Source organism: Vibrio sp. OPT46, from assembly GCF_015163535.1.
Lineage (GTDB): Bacteria > Pseudomonadota > Gammaproteobacteria > Enterobacterales > Vibrionaceae > Vibrio > Vibrio alginolyticus.
This window is the reverse complement of the sequence record NZ_JADDYG010000372.1, coordinates 107,229-124,954: the sequence shown is the minus strand read 5'-3', so window position 1 is coordinate 124,954 and position 17,726 is coordinate 107,229. Positions and strand designations below refer to the sequence as shown.

Sequence of the window (17,726 nt, the reverse complement as noted above, 5' to 3'; positions counted from 1 at the left end):
TTAAGATCTTCCTTTAACGCTTTTATACACGACATTCATCGTCGTTGCATTCACTGTAGTTATGCCGTCGACTTACCCTATAAGAAAGCTCTTTAGATGCCAATTCGTACTTTATCTATCTCAAATCTCTTCTTGACCTCAACTTAGATTGAGGTTTTAGCCTTAGTCGCACGATTAAAAATCAACAATGAAAAAAGGAACCATTGTGTCCAAAATTGCGATTATTTATTTCTCTAAAACCGACGTTACTGGTCAGCTTGCTCGCGCGATTGCCGCAGGCGTTGAACAACAAGGCATTAAGCAGCAAGATGAATGTGAAATCCTCTCTCACCGAATTGAAGGCAGTGAGATTATTGAGGGACGTTTTGTGAACCCTAAACTAATGGATGAACTTGCTGAGTGTGATGCGATTATCTTTGGCTCACCGACCTATATGGGCGGTGTAGCAGCGCAGTTTAAAGCATTTGCAGATGCAAGCAGTGAATCTTGGTATTACCAAAAATGGGCGAGCAAAATCGCGGCTGGCTTTACCAGTGGTGGGGCAATGAATGGCGACCAATCTTGCACATTACAATATCTACAAACGCTCGCTAACCAACACGGCATGATGTGGGTCGGGTTGGATAAGATCAGCAATTCTGGGGAGCAAAACCTGAATCGTTATGGTGTACAAGGTGGTATTGTTGCACAAGGTGGTGAAGGTGGTCAGTTGCATGCTTCTGATGTTGCAACAGCGGAGTATCTTGGCAAACGAGTCGCTATGCTCGTGAACAAGCTCTCCACTCGCTAACAATAAAAAGAAGCCCCGTAAGATACATCTTCGGGGCTTCATATTTATCGCTTGTTTTGAGCGCTACTTCTTGATGTAGAGGTCTTTCGAGTAGATACGACCTTCTACGTTGTTCTTGGCAAAACCGCCAACCGTAGGACGAACCAAACGCGCTTGCATGTAGTAGTAAATCGGTGCGATTGGCATATCCGCCGCCAACAATTGCTCGGCTTGATCATAGAAACCTTGGCGTGCTTTCTCATTGGTTGCAGTCAATGCACTGTTCATCGCGTTGTCGTACGCTTCACTGCTGTAACGTGCAAAGTTACCCGAGGAACCTGAGCGAAGTAAGCTCAGGAAAGTAGACGCTTCATTGTAATCACCACACCAGGAAGCGCGCATCACATCGAAATTGCCTTGTTTACGCGCCACTAAGTACGACTTCCACTCTTGGTTTTCTAACTCCACGTTTGCACCGAGATTTTTTTGTAGCATCGACGCTATCGCAACCGCGATCGATTTGTTTGCCTCACTGGTGTTGTACAGCAATTTAAAATCGAGCGGCTTGTCTTGGCTGTAACCCGCTTCTTTTAACAACTGACGCGCTTTCTCGTCACGTTGTTGCTGACTCCACTTACTGTATTCAGGCGGCGTCGCATCAAACCCTGCGGTGTACTGATGCGCAAAAGTATAAGCAGGAAGGTTGCCCACTTGCGTGACACCATTCGTAATCACATCGCGCATGATGGAGTACGACACCGCTTGACGCACTCGCACATCATCAAATGGCGGACGAGTGGTATTGAACGCGTAGTAATACGTACACAATAATGGCACCACCGTGTAAGCCTGCTTGTAATCTTGTTTAAGCTTCTGCGCCATATGAGTCGGCACATCTGACGTGATATCCAGCTCTCCTGCCGCAAAGCGATTGATAGACGCGTTTTGGTTTTCAAACGGAATGTAAGTCACTCTGTTTAGATGCGTATCTGCGCTGTCCCAGTAACTTGGACTCTTAACCAGTTCAATGCGTTCATTCACGACCCACTTATCCAATGTGAATGCACCGTTGCTAACAAATTGGTCTGGATCGCTCCACGGCTTGTCGCGGTTTTCCACTGTCGCTTGATGCACTGGCATCATGGACGTGTGCCCAGTCATAGCAACAAAGTACGGCACTTGACTGTCCAACTCAAAACGTAGGGTGTATTTATCCACTGCCTTGATACCGAGATCGTCCAAAGGCTTTTTGCCCTCTGCTACATCGGCGATGTTTTTGATCTTGGTGAGTTTGAGATACCAAACATTTGGAGAAGCGGTCTTCGGGTCCACCGCTCGGCGCAGTGAATAGACAAAATCATCCGCCGTCACAGGCTCGCCATTCGACCATTTCGCGTCTTTGCGCAAGTGAAAAGTAAAGGTTTGGTTGTCGTTGGTTTCCCATGATTCTGCCACACCGGGAATAATGTTTCCGTCACGATCTTGAATCACAAGCCCTTCAAATAAGTCACGAATCACATGCATTTCTGGCAGACCTTCGGCTTTCGCTGGGTCAAGCGTCGCCGCCTCTGCGTCATTCGCACGTACTAAATGCTGTTCTGCGGCAAGTTGAATGCCTTTAGGTAAGGTCTCCGCAGCAACTGATGTAGCAAGAAAAGGGGTGAATAAAGAGGAAATCAGCAACGCCGTTGAATGTTTTTTAAAATCCATATCGTTTTTCGTTCTCCTAACGCGTCTTGTGAAGCAAGTGCCACAATTAACATTTCAACCGTTGACGAGTTTAAACGGTTCAGTTTAGCTAGGTGTAATTAGCTTAGATATTGATACTACTTCATCAATCAGGAGATTACGGTGAGTCTAATTCCAAGAACGGAAAGAGCGGCATTTTTAATTCGGCCAACATCATACGGTCAATCCGTGCTTGGTGCGCCATTATTGTATTTTCCGGCTCAAGTCGAAAGTGCTTCGCGAGGTTTGATTTTGGCAGGCACTCACGGGGACGAGACGGCCTCGATTGCAGGTTTGTCCTGCGCGCTAAGAAGCTTGCCTGCAGAAAACTTACGACATGATGTGATTCTGTCAATGAATCCGGACGGCAACCAGCTAGGCACACGCGCAAATGCAAACCAAGTGGATCTCAATCGCGCGTTTCCAACCCAAAATTGGACTGAGCATGGCACCGTGTATCGATGGAGCTCTCACACACCCATTCGAGACGTAAAGGTGAAAACAGGCTCTAAAAACCAGCTAGAGCCAGAAGTTGGCGCATTAATTAACTTGATTGAACTGCGCAGGCCAAAGTTTGTGGTGTCGTTTCATGAACCGCTTGCGTTTGTGGATGATCCCAAACATTCCGACCTTGCCAAATGGCTCCACGAGCAGTTCCAACTGCCAATCGTTGACGATGTCGACTACGAAACACCCGGCTCATTCGGCACTTGGTGTAGTGAACGTGATTTACCTTGCATCACGTTGGAATTGCCCGCGATTTCTGCCGATCTCACCATTGAAAAACATCTCTCTGCTTTTATTGCTTTGCTGAGGCACGATCCGGATCTCTAGTCCGCTGTTAAACAAGCGATCATGTGAGGATCTGTTTGATGTCGGTACTGATATCGCTGATCAACTGACGGGCACTGTCGTCTCTTTGCTGAACCAAGATGATAAACAGCAAATCGGTGATCACGTTTTGCGCGGTACGCGAAGCAATGGATGAGCTGCGATGTTCCGTTTCATTGGCAATCGTATCAAACGTAATATCGGCAATACCGCGCAAGCGACTTCTTCCAGGCGCAGATAACGCAATCACCTTCGCGCCCTGCTCTTTTGCCGCTTCTGCCGCGACGAGAATTTCTTTGCGCTCACCCGAAAACGAGATTGCGATCTGAACATCTTCTGGAGAGAGCGTGCGGGCAACAGCAATCTGCACGTGGCTGTCTTGTTCAGAAAGCGCCGTAATACCAAGTTTAAGCAGTTTAAAGCTTAAATCCTTCGCGGTCAGTGCAGAGCCCCCAATCCCGACCACTTGCACTCGACGCGCTTCACTCAACCATTTCACCGCTTGGTGACACGCTTCGTAAGACAGCGTATTGGTGGTTTGAAACATAGCATCTGTTTTTGCTTTCACCAGTTTCTGTGAAATAACCGCGATGGGATCATCTGCCAAAATATCACTGTGCAACGGTGTCGACCCCATCGCATGCTTACGGCCAATCTCTTCATTCAGAGCTAACTTAAACTCGCTGTAACCTTTAAAGCCAATACGCTGAGTAAATTTCACAATGCTCGATTGACTCACTTTTACTTGCGCCGCAAGTTCTTGGCTGGTGAGCAGCGCCGCCTTTTCTGCGTTTTCAACAATCCAATCGCCAACCAAACGACCGCTTTGCGAAAGCTGAGTACGCCTCGCGACTATCCTATTGATAACTGACACAACAAAAACCTCAAAAATTTTAAATAAATTATTCCAAAACAGAAATAATAGGCGTTTGATTTAACCCCCTGATTATTCTAACCAAGACAGTTAATCCCGGATGTAATAGACGTATATTTTCTCTCATTATTCCAAATTTCTCCTGCATAAAGAATAACCTCAAGTGTGATTTTTATCACCAAACCTGAATATTTTATTCCATAAAATCGCCCTCAGATTGAACATTACGAAGAGTGCAAAACATGAAAATTGATTTAAGCAGATTGGTGACAGAAAGCCGTAACCCAGCCAGTGCCGAGATCGATACGCTTTCGACCATCGAGATGCTGCAAGTCATTAATGAAGAGGATCAAAAAGTCCCGCTCGCGGTAAAAGCGGTGCTACCACAAATTGCAGAGACAGTTGACGCAATTACCCAAGCTTTTGCAAATGGTGGCCGTTTAATTTACATGGGAGCTGGTACGTCAGGTCGCTTAGGCATTCTTGATGCGAGCGAGTGTCCTCCTACCTACGGCACGCACCCAGATATGGTGATTGGCTTAATTGCTGGTGGACATCAAGCGATTTTAAAAGCGGTAGAAAACGCAGAAGACAACGCGAAAATGGGCCAAGACGACTTAAAAGCACTTCACCTCTCCAAGAATGACGTGGTTGTAGGCATTGCAGCAAGTGGCCGTACACCTTATGTGCTAGGTGGTTTGGAGTACGCTAAATCCATCGGAGCCACGACCGCATCTATCGCTTGTAATCCAGAATGTACCATGGCAGAAGCGGCCGACATCGCGATTCTGCCGATAGTTGGCGCAGAGGTTGTCACTGGATCTTCTCGCATGAAAGCCGGCACCGCACAAAAACTGGTGCTAAACATGCTCACGACAGGCGCAATGATTCGTAGCGGTAAGGTATTTGGCAACTTAATGGTGGATGTAGAAGCCACTAACGCCAAGCTCATCCTACGCCAAACCAACATTGTTGTGGAAGCAACCGACGCATCAAAAGAAGAAGCAGAGCGAGCATTAAATGCCTGTGGTCGCCACTGCAAAACCGCCATCTTAATGATTTTGGCCGATTTGGATGCCGAACAAGCCAAATCACGCCTCGCCGCGCACAACGGCTTTATTCGCGCAGCACTAAATAATAATTAAATAATCCGAGTTCTGAAGGATAGACCCTATGGCAAAAATAACTTCAAACACAGTATCGCAGTTGCTGTCCGCAGTGGGTGGCAGTAGCAACGTAAGCAAATGTGGTAACTGTATGACGCGTTTGCGTTTATCGCTCGCCAACAATGGCTTGGCTGATCAATCAGTTATCAAGCAAATTCCCGGCGTAATGGGTGTGGTGGAAAGCGATGAGCAGTTTCAGATCATTCTCGGTCCTGGAAAAGCTCAACAAGCGGCTGAGATGATGAATCAACTGATCGACAGCTTAACCTCTGGTGACAGTGAAGAACCAGATATGCCGCAACAAGATCTTTCTGCCGTCGCGGCCGAGCAGAAAAAACAGATGAAGAGCAAACAAACCAGTGCAGTTCAGCGTTTTTTAAGCAAGTTTGCCACCATCTTTACGCCGTTGATCCCTGGCTTTATTGCCGCTGGTTTGTTGCTAGGTTTTGCGACGTTATTGGAACAGATGTTTGTTCTCGACCAGACACCAAGCCAGTTTATGTTGGATTTGATTGCCTACATGAAAGTCTTTGGTAAGGGTCTGTTTGCTTTCTTAAGTATTCTGATTGGTTACAACGCGCAGCAAGCGTTTGGCGGCTCTGGTGTTAATGGTGCCATTCTCGCCTCTTTGTTTGTGCTGGGTTACAACCCAGAGGCGACATCCGGCATTTACTCTGGCATGAACGAGTTTTTCGGCTTTGCGATTGATCCGCGCGGCAACATTATCGGCGTACTTTTGGCGGCGATCATCGGTGCGCAAGTCGAGCGTAAGGTTCGTCAATACATGCCAGATGATCTGGACATGATCTTAACGTCCGTTATCACTCTGTTGATCATGGGCGCGGTAACCTTCTTGATCATCATGCCAATCGGCGGCGAGCTGTTTAAAGGGATGTCTTGGTTGTTCCTCAACTTGAACGATAACCCATTAGGCGCTGCAATCTTGGCAGGTTTGTTCTTAATTTCTGTGGTATTTGGCATCCACCAGGGTTTTGTTCCCGTGTACTTCGCATTGATGGAAACACAGGGCTTTAACTCGCTATTCCCTATCCTGGCGATGGCTGGTGGCGGTCAGGTTGGCGCGTCAATGGCGCTGTATTTCAAAGCCAAAAAAGACGCTCTACTGCGCACTCAAGTTAAAGGCGCTATTATTCCGGGTCTTCTAGGCATTGGCGAACCATTGATTTACGGCGTGACATTACCACGCGTAAAACCATTCGTTACAGCTTGTATTGGTGGTGCTGCGGGCGGCTTCTTTATCGGTTTAGTTTCTTACCTTGGCTTACCAGTTGGTCTTAATACGGTGTTTGGCCCGTCCGGTATCGTGGCAATTCCTCTCATGACATCAGAAAATGGCATCTTCCCGGGCATGATGGTGTTTGTTGCTGGCCTGCTTATCTCTTACATCGTCGGCTTCCTCGCGACTTACTTCTTTGGCTGCAAAGACGTCGATTTAAGCTAAATCATTCTTCCCCTATAGGAATGGACTAGCTCGCGCCCTTGGCAAACAAGGGCGCACCCTCTCTCTACTTCACGACAATTTTTCTTATTCCGTTACTCGGAAGGGGCTTTGTCGTACCTAAAACAATAGAAATGAAAGGTCGTTAATCATGAAAAAGTACATTTTGACTCTACTTCTCCCTACATTGATGGCATCAAACGCAATGGCAGCGCAGCTGTATCAAGCGGAAGATGGGTCAGTTTTAAATATTTACTCTCGTCTTGGTTTCAATGTCACCAGTAAAAATGATGAGCATGGCGATGCAAATGGCGAATTTGATGGCCGTATTGGTTTAAACGGTTCACAAACCATCAACGAGTACGCGTCGATCATCGGCCAAGCGCAATACCAAGTGGGTGCCGCTGAATACGCAAACCAAGTAAACGACAAACCGTCTCTGACCGCACGTTATGTGTGGGCGGGTATTGATGCGAAAGATTATGGTCGCATTACTGGTGGTCGCGTGGCATCTGGATTAATTATGTTTACCGACATTGGTGATGTGTTCGCTTCTTCCGATGTTTCTATGGCGCGCCAAGCGAATAAAGTCGACAAAACCGCGACGCAAGTTTTCCGTCAAGATGGCACGTTGCAATACCAAAACAGCCTAGGTAATTTCGATTTTTCTGTCGCGTACATTTTAGGAAACAACACTTCTGAGCTTGACTACGGTTACAACGCTGCACTGCGTTATACGCTAGACATGGAGAATTGGGGTACCTTGGCACCAGTGGTGGCGATGCAGAAAAATAAAGGTGATGCACGTGAAAGCAACGACACCGATTACACATTCTGGGGCGCAGGTACACGTTACTACCTAGGAGATTTGATGTTGGGTGCGTTGTACTCGGAAGATGAACTAGAGGGCTATTACTCGCAAACCAGTACCGACAAAGTGATGGAACTGACGGCGGTTTACAGTGTAAATGACAAATGGGCACTGCGTGCTGGTTATCGTTCTTTAGAAAACAGTGAGGGTGACGAGCTAGAGCTGAAAGATACAACGCTAGAAGTGCAATACAAACTGACGCCTCGTTCTTCTATCTACACAAACTACGTTGATCGTAACGGTTCGCGTGGCTACAGCAATGGACAAGAAGTCTCGTTTGGCGGTGCGCACGCAGACGAAAGCTACTACCACTTAGGTCTGCGTTACGAGCTGTAAGCACGATACTTAATGTAAGTTAGCTGAATCCATGAGCTTCTTCTGTGTCCGGTCAGTAGTTATTGCCTTTACTGCTGATTTGAAGAAGCTCACCCTCGTAATATGTTTTCTTCGTTACCTGTTTTGACCAACACGCCTGCATCAGGAAAACTGGTGACAGTAGCTAACAATTTTCCATCGACAAAGTGCAATGCCGCATAATCGTGAATGCCATAACAAGTGATGCTCGGTTGAGAACGAGCAAAGGCTTGGAAAACCTCGAACTTCTCACCTACATGAGAAAAATGCGCCGCAGCCAAACCGTCAATTAATCCGAGACAACGTATAACTTGGTATGCTTCGGGATCACTGTCTGTCACCGCAAACTCAAACCAACAAATTGCACCAGCGCTCATGCCACAAATGATGATGCCTTGCTCATAGCACTGCTTGAGTATTCTATCGATTCCCCATTCGCGCCAAATGGCCAACATCGAACGCGTATTACCGCCACCGACGTAAATGATGTCTTGTTCAAATAGCGTTTCTTTCCAACCAGCATCAAACTTAAACAGCGGAAAATGGGTTGCGTTCTCACTAAGCTTCGCATCGTAAAAACGTTCAATCACTTCATCGGCGTCTCCCGTGGCTGTCGGTAGAAAACAAATGTTTGGATTCTCCTTACCAGACAAAGACAAAATGTATTGATCGAGCGGACTCGGATTCTCTCCCATCATCCAGCCACCACCACCAATCGCAATACAGTGTTTTCGCATTCCTTTGCTTCCTCAATAGTTGCTAAGTTTGTTGTCGCTATTCGCCGACAGAATATATGTTCCTAAAGTGATCAATGAACGCTCGCGTTCTTCTTGGTAAGTGCTCACGTTTTGGGTAAAGCAGATAAAGCGGCAAAATCGCATCCGTTTGCCATTCTGGCAGCAAACTCACGAGTTGTTCTTTTTGTGCAGGTTCGAGTTTAGCCAGTGCAAATTCATCTAACATGGCTACACCACAGCCAGCCAAAGTAGCATCCAACATGGACTGGACAAGATTAAAACTCAGCGTACTTTCTAACCCAATACTGCAATGCTGCTGAGTTTGTTTATGCGTAAACGTCCATTTATCTAACACCAAGTCACGACTTTTATAAAGGATGTGCTCCAAGTCGCCAAGCTCCTCTGGCGTACTTACATTTGGTTTATCAGCTAAATACGAGCGATGAGCGATCGGTTTACAGTGTAAAGTGCGTAGCTGATGGCCGACGTATCCCTCTGGAGGAGTATCGGTAAAGTAGAATGCGATATCAAACCCAGCCTCAATCAAGTCGAGAGGTGTCTCTGTGAAGATCACTTCGACGCTCACTTGTGGATGTTGCAATCGAAACTCGATCAATGTTTGGCTGAGTAACGCAGCTCCGAAAGAAGCGGACGCCGCTATTCTCAATTTTCCCGATACGATCTCGTTTGCCATGACTTGCTCATTGATCTGCTCAGCGCCTTCGAGCAGTTGCTTTACCTGCTGATAAAACCGCAAACCATCGTAGGTCAAATTAAACTGGCGCGTAGTTCGCTGAATAAGCTGCACCGACAATATGTCTTCAAGCTGTTTAAGTTGCCGACTTACATGCGCATTCGAACAATTCAGTCGCTTTGCTGCACCAGCAATACTTCGTTCCTCACACAAAGCGACGTAAAGTGGTACGTAGCTGAGCCATTTTATTTCCATACAGTAATTCTGAATCTCTAAAATCAAACTACTGGAAATAATAGAAAGCCTCTAAACTCTGTACAACCTAAATTTGAAAGGATGAGTTATGAGTGTTTTCGACACGTGGTTAAAAGGTCAAGTCATTAAAGATCACATCACTAATCCCAATATCATCGTTGGCGATTACAGCTATTACTCGGGCTTCTATCATCAAAAAAGCTTCGAAGAGCAAGCGGTACGCTACTTGTTGGGTGACCCCGTCACACTTCAAGAATGGCAAAGTAGAGAACCCGATAGCATCGACAAATTAATCATTGGCAAGTTTTGTTCCATCGCTTCTGGAGCCACCTTCATGATGGCAGGAAACCAAGGTCATCGCATTGACTGGATTTCGACCTTCCCCTTCTCTCCTGAAGAATTTGGAGAAGGCGTACAAGACGGTTTCGAGCGTGCCGGAGATACAGTGGTGGGGAACGATGTTTGGATTGGCAGTGAGGCGATGATCATGCCCGGAGTAAACATCGGCGATGGAGCCGTCATCGGAGCACGCGCCGTAGTGACGAAAGACGTGCAACCTTATTCGGTGGTGGTTGGAAACAACCAAGTCGTACGTCAACGATTTAGCGATAAAGAGATTGAGACTCTACTCAATATCCAATGGTGGAACTGGCCAATAGAACACATTAAACAAGCAATGAAAGTAATGTGTAGCAGCCAAGTCGGTGCGCTTGCGGACTACTATCAAGAGCACATTGTCGATTTGTAGATAAACAAAAGCCCACACATCTTGTTGCGACGTGTGGGCTCAATGAGTAAGAAAGCTTAAACCGCAGCGACGTCCTCTTCTTCCAAGTTCGCCGAGACTTTAATTTCGTATTGATTGAAACGGAACGAACAACCGCCATGAGTGCGCTTTGTCGTTACTTGTTCGTCGCCAAACTGCACCGTCACGCGTGTGAAGACACGCTCTTTGGCTTCGACAATATTTTCTTCTAACGCGACTTCAAAGTCATGTTCCGTTTGTTCTAGCTTTTGCTTTATCGCTTCAAGCTGCTCGTTGTTTTGTGTTTTCATCACGTCAATCTGAGCTTGTTCTTCGTCGGTACGTTCGGCTTTAGGACGTTTCTTAAATTCGAGCTCTTTACGAATCACATCCATCGTTCCTTCTTGAGCGCGTTTGTATTGATCTTTGAGCTCTGCTAATCGCTCCTTAAATGCAGAATAGCGCGCAAACGCTTCTACCTTTGTGGCGGTGTCGCCTTCTACGCCCAATTGTAAGCACACCACTTTGCCACCGACTTTTGCATCTCCGCCGCTGAGCGTACCGTTCCTACCGTTCGCATCCAGCACCGTCAGATTGCGCCGACAAACAATATCGTTATTCATACTGTGCACCGCCAACTCAATATCTTCGCCGGCTTGCAAATCACAATATTGGGCGTAGCTGGCACGAATCGAACCTTTGGCTTTGACGTGACAACTCTTTGGCTGGCCATCACTCACGGTGTGGCCAATGATCCCTTTACCAACTTGAATGTCGTCTTGCGCTTGTACTTCAGCCGATTCAATGAAGCCGCCTACAGTAATAGAGCCCGTCGCTTTAACAATCATTCCGGATTCGATGTTGCCACCGATAATCACATTCCCTTTGAATTTCACGTGACCTGTATTCACGCCAACGCTATTGAGACAGAGTGCGTTATCAACTTCAATGGTTTTGTCTTTAATTAGAGGCGTACCGGATACCGATGCAATCAATAGGTTTGGGTCGTGCTTGCTTATCTCGGTGCCCTTGCCTGGCTTCATTGGGCTGTCTTTTCCAGCTTGTGGAGGAATCACTCGCCCTTGAACAGTAAAACCTGGCGTACCTTTGGTCGCAGGCGTGCGGCGCATCACCTCATCGCCTACGTCAACCGCGATAGTTTCACCGAGGTTACGTAAATCAATTTTGTCGCTAGCAGATTGGCCGTCTTTGGGTTTGAGGATGCGTTTGGTGATGTCTTTAACGAGAGGAGTAAAAAGTGCGTCTTTGCCTTTGATAGGTTGCTTACCAACCGCTACAGGTTGAGAAAAAGTTTCGCCGGGTTTGAGCTGAGTGCTGACAACCAACACTTTCTTCAAAGCCAGTTTGTTGATGCCTTTCGAAACTCGCGCTTGAGCAAGGGCTTGAACAATCTCGGGGCCACGTAAACCTCGGCCTCCGTACGCACCGACAACGTTCATACTGGCGAGCATGTCATTATTCGATAATTCGACCTCAACTTGCGCGTTGCGTTTTTCCGCAATGACGATGCCTTCGTAAGCTTCGGCTTTACGTTCTTTGGCGCAGTTAATGAACCTAACGACTTCCCCCTCAACAACAAACATCCTTTCAGCGTTCATTGCGACGAGCTGCTCGTTTAATTCATTTTGATTTAGCTCACCACCGAGGTCCACTTCTCCCGGAAGACGGGCTATCACCTTGGTCTTATCTTCAGATAACTCAAGACACAGCTTCCACATACCCTTACCACTTTGCTTCCCATCAACACTTTCAGTCTAACCAAATCCGTTTTCTGAACAAACCTCGCATTTCTTATTATAGGGCTCACGTCACTAAAGAAAGTAATCCATCAATAACGGTTAAACAGGATATTAAGAGAAAACTCGATTTAGCCTAAAGCTCAATCAAAATACACGCTGAAACAAAAAGGAGCTGGATTTACAGTGTAAAATCAGCTCCCAGTAATTTCATTTACAGTGTAAATTTCCCTTTATTGTTTACAGTGTAAATCGCTCCAAATGTGTCTTACTTCGTCCCTTAACTGCTGCTCAACTTGCCTTCTTCCAGGTAAACCAAATTGCTGAGCACATTCAGTCCAACTACGGTTAAGAAAAAGCTTACTAATCATCAAGTCGGAAACAGAGTTCAAACCTAAATTAAGTAACCACTGTTGAAGCCACACAGACACAGACTCATAACTGTTACCACCATCAGCATAACATTCAATTAGTAATAACTTAGCGGGATGAAGTGGACTCATTCCCAAAGGTTGCGGCAATAGAGCTCGAAAAATAGGGGCTTCTAATTTTGGATAGACGTCAGCCACATTGTTAGACAACATTTCTTCAAATAGCGCCTGAGATTGGTCGACCCAAGCCGTCTGTTGGGAATCACAAGGTTTGACCATCAAGACTGAATAACAACCGCTAGCAGCATCGCGCATTGACCCTAAGCGAATTGTACGGAAGTTCGATTGTCGCCAGAAATAGAGCAACTCTTCCGTCGCACCAAAACTCGTGGATAAGTAGGCAATGTGTTTAGCAGCCATTTGCTCAAGTTGCTGCAGAATTTTTTGACCAATGCCTTTGCCTTGCAATGCTGGATGAACCGCAATTCTCATGACTCGCAGCGTCGATAGATTCGCGACATTCGGGAATCCTAGGTGGTTTGCAATCGTAATTGGGGCTAAGTGTCCTTTAGGACGACGCTTACCAAGCTGGATTTCTTCAATCAATTCATCGTCAAGGCCCCCCTCTTCGACCGCTAATATCACCCCCACAACCGCATTATCTTGCTTAGCAAAATAGAGCTGACTGTTGTCGTCTTGCAAAAGGTGAATCAAATCATTCGGCGAGGTCTGATAATGAGCATTCACCAAAAGAGCGAAGCACTCACGCAGCAAACTAGGCTGCGATATCAAATTGTTCTTATCGGCTTTAGAAAGGGAAATTGAGTCGACCTGTTTAAGTTGATGGTGCGTTAACTCCGCATCCAACAAAAACGCGTCATAGAGCCATGATTCAAGCGCATCATTCATGCTCCAGCGGATGGGCTGTGTCATGTGCCATGTTTTCATTCCCGAACGCTGTTTCTGAAGCCAATCAACAAATTTAATCGTAAAGCCCCGGCCACAACCTTCATAACCATGAACAGTCGTAGAAAAAACGAGTCGATGATAATGTTCGGTAATGCTTTTGAGCATAGGAACTGGAATTGCAGCCGCTTCATCGACAAGTAACAAATCACATTCAGGTCTGCTCGATAGAAGTTCGTCAGGAGCAATGAATTGAATGGCTCCCTGCCCTGATTCTAATCTGTCCTTCTTAATGCGCTGTGCGTTAGGGAGTAAACGTAAAGCATGTTGGTAAACAGGCTCAACGGCTTTTATAGATGGTGCCGTAATTAAGATTCTAAGTGGCTTCTGCTGTAATAAGTTCGCACACGCAATGCCGAGGGCACTTGTTTTTCCGCGCCCACGATCAGCGGTCAAAATTAACGGTCGCTTTCGATGTCCTGTCACCACCTTTTCAATTAGAGAAATGGCATGTTCTTGTTCCGTGTAGTGGCTTTCTTTTTCTGCTTGCTTGATGTCTGGAGCCGTTGGCAATGGTTTGTCTTGCTCAATAACAACGAGCTTCTCCCACTGTTTGTGCATCCATTGCTGAGCAAAATTCGCATTTTGTCGCAGCTCAGTAATGACAATAAGAAAACCGCCGCCAACCAATGAGCCAAGCGCGGCGGTAAAACTATTGGCGTCAAAGCCATTTCGAGCATCAAACAATAGAACGTCACACTCTCTGCCTAGCAACATGTGTCCTTGTTTAGACGAAACACTGGATACGTTTTTCAAACCAAAATCACCAACAGAAAACCAACGTTGATGGCGCTGCGTTTTATGGAACTCTGACATCAACGCATTTTGCCAAGAAGCCTCGCCTTGAATGACAACACCAATCCTTTGGAAAGATTGGTGAGCTTGATGTTGAAGTGATGAAAGGAAATCAGATTGTGTCTGCATTTTGTCTATCCAACGTTGAACTGACGTAATGGTATCACATCTTTAATTTGACGCTTCTCAGATATAAAAAAACCGCCCGGAGGCGGTTGATTCAATCATCATTTGTTATTGCAGTTTGGTTTGTACAAACGCAAGAATCTCTTCCATTAAGCTGTCGTCAACTTTCTTCAAGTTCAACGCCAGGCTGCTACCTTTTCGGCTATAGCTTGCTCGACCTTTAACTAAGTCGACTTTTTCCGTCTTCTTACCAGGTTTTGCTGGTGCAAGTTCAGTAATCCAATTTTCGATGCTTTCCGTGACTTCTTTTGTCAGACGAGCAACGCCTTGAGCTGTGCTTCGCTGCCATAAAAACCCTTCGCTAGAGCGACATTTATCTAACAGCTCTTGCTGCTGCTCTGGCGTTAGCGTTGAAAACTGTTTGTGCAGTTTCACGATTGTTGGGCGACCGAGATCGCCAACATTCGGATACGCTTGAAGCAGTTCTAACGGTAATGCTGCGGCTTTTAAAGCGCCACTTACCAACGCTTCACTGCACTGGAACATTTTTGCCAATGCTTTCTGATCCTCAGCTTCACCACTATCAAGCTTAGCCTGCATCTCTTTACCTTTTTCGTATAAAGAGAGCGGTTTGTGAGCATTTGCCACATCAGACAAAAACTTAGCATGGTCAGTATTGATGTTGTCAGCAACATAAACCAAAAAATCTTGTTCAGCGAGGATACAAGACATGCGACGACGGCTACCATCTAAAACTTCAATCTTGCCATCTTCAGTTCTACGACCCACCGCTGGATATTGTTGGCCACGCTCTTTGAGTGTGACTAAAACATCAGATAAAGCATGTTCGTTTAAGAACGATTGCTCACGAGCGTTATCAACAAATACTGTTGTTTCTGTCGCAACTTTATTTGCAGGAATACGCACAAGTTCAAACTGAACAATATTTTCACCTGCAACTGCTAGTTCAATCGTTTGAGCTTTCTCTTTTGCCGCAGTTTGCGCCTCTTGCGGAGTCACAACACGACGCTTATTCGTTTTGCCAAATAATTTCGCGTTTAATTCAGACGTTTTCAAAGCCATTTACTTATTACCCCTGATTCAATGACGGCCAATTAGAGTGCAGCACACGCTCTAATTCCAGTGCGCTTTTATGAACAGCGTCTTGCGCGGTAGCTAGTGTCTTCTTACCGCCTTCAAAATCGCTTACTGTCAGATCAAATACTGTGCTGTAGGTATCGGCACAGGTTTCAAACGCACGGCTACGAGGAATAGTAGCCATCATAACTTGGTCACCTAGAAGATAGTTCATTTCAGTTAAAACAGAAACTTGCTTCTTATTGTCGTCCTCAAACATGGTTGGCATCAAGCGAACAAACTCAAGACCATTCCAGTCCTCCGGGAACATTTCATATACCGTAGGCAAATGCTGGAAGAAGTTTACTGTTGAAGCCCAGTCCAGACGCTTAGCCGCACAAGGAATGAGCAAGGCATTTGATGCATACATCGCATTCCATACTAATGGGTCAACGTGTGGACCGGTATCAATCATAATGATATCGAAGTCATCAGCAATTTTATCAATCAGTTGCTCTTTCAGCAGACGGACGATATCGAGTGATGGGTCTTCAGATAGCGTTTGCCATGCTTCCGCATTAAACATCGCGTCTTCTGGAAACGCTGAAATCGACTTTAAGTTCGGATATTGCGTTGGCAGCAATACGTTTTTACGTAAAAATTCACTGTCAATTTCCACACCATCAGGCACGTTACCCAACATAATGTCTACCGCAGAATAGATATTATCATGCTCTGCCATGCTGATTTGCGGGTTAAGGAATAAACGTAGCGAGCCTTGTGGGTCTAAGTCGATTAAACAAATACGGTATCGTTTATCCAAATTTAGCGCTAAACATGCCGCTAAATGAACCGCGGTCATTGATTTACCTGTACCGCCCTTTTGGTTCTGCACATTAATAATCCAAGGTTTGTTACCTGAATTCTTTTTACGCTCATGAAATTTAGGCACTTCAGCCGCATCCATGAGCATGTGTGCTTCTTCTAACGTAATTGAATAATGATTCGCGTTGTTTTTAGTAAATTGATGCCCAGCGGCTTCCATTTTACCAATCGCGTCGTCGAGCTTACGGCGAGTTAGACCAGAACGGGTTTCCATCATCGCTTTCGACATTGGTGGGAAGTAGTTATCGCTTCGCTCTTCTAAAACAATTTCAATACGGTCAGCTTGAACCTGCTGAGTCAGCTCCGCTAACTCAAGAAGGTTTTCAATCGTTTTTTCTCTTTTCATGCCAAATTCCGTTGGAAGGATTTATAATTGCAATTGTACAGCAGTAAAGACCAAAAACAACAAAAAGGTGCACGAACATTTTGAATTACCATCACATAAAAAAACACCCAAATCGACGCTTTTATGATTTATGGTCAAAAAGATAACTATTTTTAATCAAATAATCTTCTCATAAGTGGACACCTAAACTTAAAAATAAAAAGTGTTACAGCGTCACTCATTTACAATGTAAATCAATTTTCTACCGGAACGATTATAATCTTAAGCTAAATTACGGGTTATGTTAAACCAACCTAATTTAAACGATAAATAGTAAGTAATATCGGAACAATAAAGACCTGAACACCTTGATCATGTCTCCGAGCAAAATAGGGCAGTTCCAGCGAAACATCTATGGAAGTATGATCAAGGTATGCTTATGATCATGCTTCCGTGTTAATAAGCAAATCCGAAAGCATGATCATGGAAAAATAGAGCAGAGTACGGTGTAAACACGCAAATAAAATAAGATCCATTAATCGGAAATATGATCAAGCCTTAGAATCTCTCGGAAGCATGAGTTTTCTTCTCTGATTTACGGTTGAGTGCAGACAGAATGGGGGATTGAGCAGAAATTGACGTTATAGAAGCCGGAACAATGAACTTGCTCAAGTTGCTATGATAAATCACGCTCTCATGATCATGCTTCCTGTAAATAAGCAGAGACTAGGATTTACTTCTAAATATGAGCGACTTGAATGTATTTTAATCAGATGAGTGATATCTCATCAATATGGACGCCAGAACGATAGATATATTGGCTCTTGATCATCGATCCGAGTATAAATAACATCACCAATGCACAATATAATCATCGTGAAGATCATTATTAAATACTGCATCTGTGGATAACCTGTAAAAACATCATGATCATCGTTTCA

14 protein-coding genes are annotated in these 17,726 nt (G+C 45.4%); 6 read left to right on the top strand and 8 right to left on the bottom strand.

What is annotated here, in order from left to right:
- Nucleotides 1-205: 205 nt before the first annotated feature.
- Nucleotides 206-790: a flavodoxin family protein gene (locus IQR33_RS17690; protein WP_017821885.1), complete on the top strand. Its 585-nt coding sequence runs from the start codon at nucleotides 206-208 to the stop codon at nucleotides 788-790.
- A gap of 63 nt (nucleotides 791-853) precedes the next feature.
- On the opposite strand, the gene IQR33_RS17685 is transcribed toward IQR33_RS17690, so the two are convergent.
- Complete coding sequence (locus IQR33_RS17685; protein WP_005374527.1) at nucleotides 854-2,479, bottom strand: ABC transporter substrate-binding protein; 1,626 nt, start codon at nucleotides 2,477-2,479, stop codon at nucleotides 854-856.
- 141 nt (nucleotides 2,480-2,620) lie between these two features.
- On the opposite strand from IQR33_RS17685, the gene mpaA reads away from it, so the two are divergent.
- Entirely contained in the window at nucleotides 2,621-3,331 is a 711-nt protein-coding gene (gene mpaA / locus IQR33_RS17680; protein ID WP_031778863.1) for a murein tripeptide amidase MpaA, read from the top strand.
- A gap of 19 nt (nucleotides 3,332-3,350) precedes the next feature.
- Here the strand turns inward: mpaA and IQR33_RS17675 are convergent, their stop codons facing one another.
- Nucleotides 3,351-4,202: an SIS domain-containing protein gene (locus tag IQR33_RS17675; RefSeq protein WP_031778862.1), complete on the bottom strand. Its 852-nt coding sequence runs from the start codon at nucleotides 4,200-4,202 to the stop codon at nucleotides 3,351-3,353.
- Nucleotides 4,203-4,444: 242 nt separating this feature from the next.
- On the opposite strand from IQR33_RS17675, the gene murQ reads away from it, so the two are divergent.
- The 3 genes from murQ (at nucleotide 4,445) to IQR33_RS17660 (ending at nucleotide 8,034) form a co-directional block, all read left to right on the top strand.
- Nucleotides 4,445-5,347: an N-acetylmuramic acid 6-phosphate etherase gene (gene murQ, locus IQR33_RS17670; protein ID WP_005374524.1), complete on the top strand. Its 903-nt coding sequence runs from the start codon at nucleotides 4,445-4,447 to the stop codon at nucleotides 5,345-5,347.
- A 28-nt stretch (nucleotides 5,348-5,375) separates the two neighbouring features.
- Nucleotides 5,376-6,830 (top strand): PTS N-acetylmuramic acid transporter subunit IIBC, encoded by a 1,455-nt coding sequence (gene murP / locus IQR33_RS17665; protein ID WP_005374523.1) that lies wholly within the window; start codon nucleotides 5,376-5,378, stop codon nucleotides 6,828-6,830.
- 148 nt (nucleotides 6,831-6,978) lie between these two features.
- Nucleotides 6,979-8,034, top strand: coding sequence for a porin (locus IQR33_RS17660; protein ID WP_193837813.1), 1,056 nt, complete (start codon nucleotides 6,979-6,981; stop codon nucleotides 8,032-8,034).
- An 89-nt stretch (nucleotides 8,035-8,123) separates the two neighbouring features.
- On the opposite strand, the gene IQR33_RS17655 is transcribed toward IQR33_RS17660, so the two are convergent.
- Nucleotides 8,124-8,789 (bottom strand): peptidase E, encoded by a 666-nt coding sequence (locus IQR33_RS17655; protein ID WP_005374509.1) that lies wholly within the window; start codon nucleotides 8,787-8,789, stop codon nucleotides 8,124-8,126.
- 37 nt (nucleotides 8,790-8,826) lie between these two features.
- Complete coding sequence (locus IQR33_RS17650) at nucleotides 8,827-9,738, bottom strand: LysR family transcriptional regulator (RefSeq protein ID WP_193837814.1); 912 nt, start codon at nucleotides 9,736-9,738, stop codon at nucleotides 8,827-8,829.
- Nucleotides 9,739-9,826: 88 nt separating this feature from the next.
- Between IQR33_RS17650 and catC the strand changes: the two genes are divergently transcribed.
- Nucleotides 9,827-10,486 carry a type C chloramphenicol O-acetyltransferase gene (catC, locus tag IQR33_RS17645; RefSeq protein WP_021821184.1) on the top strand — a complete coding sequence of 220 codons (660 nt, stop codon included), beginning with the start codon at nucleotides 9,827-9,829 and terminating at the stop codon, nucleotides 10,484-10,486.
- A gap of 56 nt (nucleotides 10,487-10,542) precedes the next feature.
- On the opposite strand, the gene IQR33_RS17640 is transcribed toward catC, so the two are convergent.
- From IQR33_RS17640 to IQR33_RS17625, 4 genes are all read right to left on the bottom strand, one after another.
- Entirely contained in the window at nucleotides 10,543-12,222 is a 1,680-nt protein-coding gene (locus IQR33_RS17640; protein WP_115386882.1) for a DUF342 domain-containing protein, read from the bottom strand.
- A 251-nt stretch (nucleotides 12,223-12,473) separates the two neighbouring features.
- On the bottom strand, nucleotides 12,474-14,501 hold the full coding sequence (locus tag IQR33_RS17635; RefSeq protein ID WP_017821874.1) for a tRNA(Met) cytidine acetyltransferase TmcA: 2,028 nt from the start codon (nucleotides 14,499-14,501) through the stop codon (nucleotides 12,474-12,476).
- Nucleotides 14,502-14,606: 105 nt separating this feature from the next.
- Nucleotides 14,607-15,581 carry a ParB/RepB/Spo0J family partition protein gene (locus tag IQR33_RS17630; RefSeq protein WP_005374504.1) on the bottom strand — a complete coding sequence of 325 codons (975 nt, stop codon included), beginning with the start codon at nucleotides 15,579-15,581 and terminating at the stop codon, nucleotides 14,607-14,609.
- A 7-nt stretch (nucleotides 15,582-15,588) separates the two neighbouring features.
- Nucleotides 15,589-16,806: an AAA family ATPase gene (locus tag IQR33_RS17625; protein WP_005374503.1), complete on the bottom strand. Its 1,218-nt coding sequence runs from the start codon at nucleotides 16,804-16,806 to the stop codon at nucleotides 15,589-15,591.
- Nucleotides 16,807-17,726: the final 920 nt, after the last annotated feature.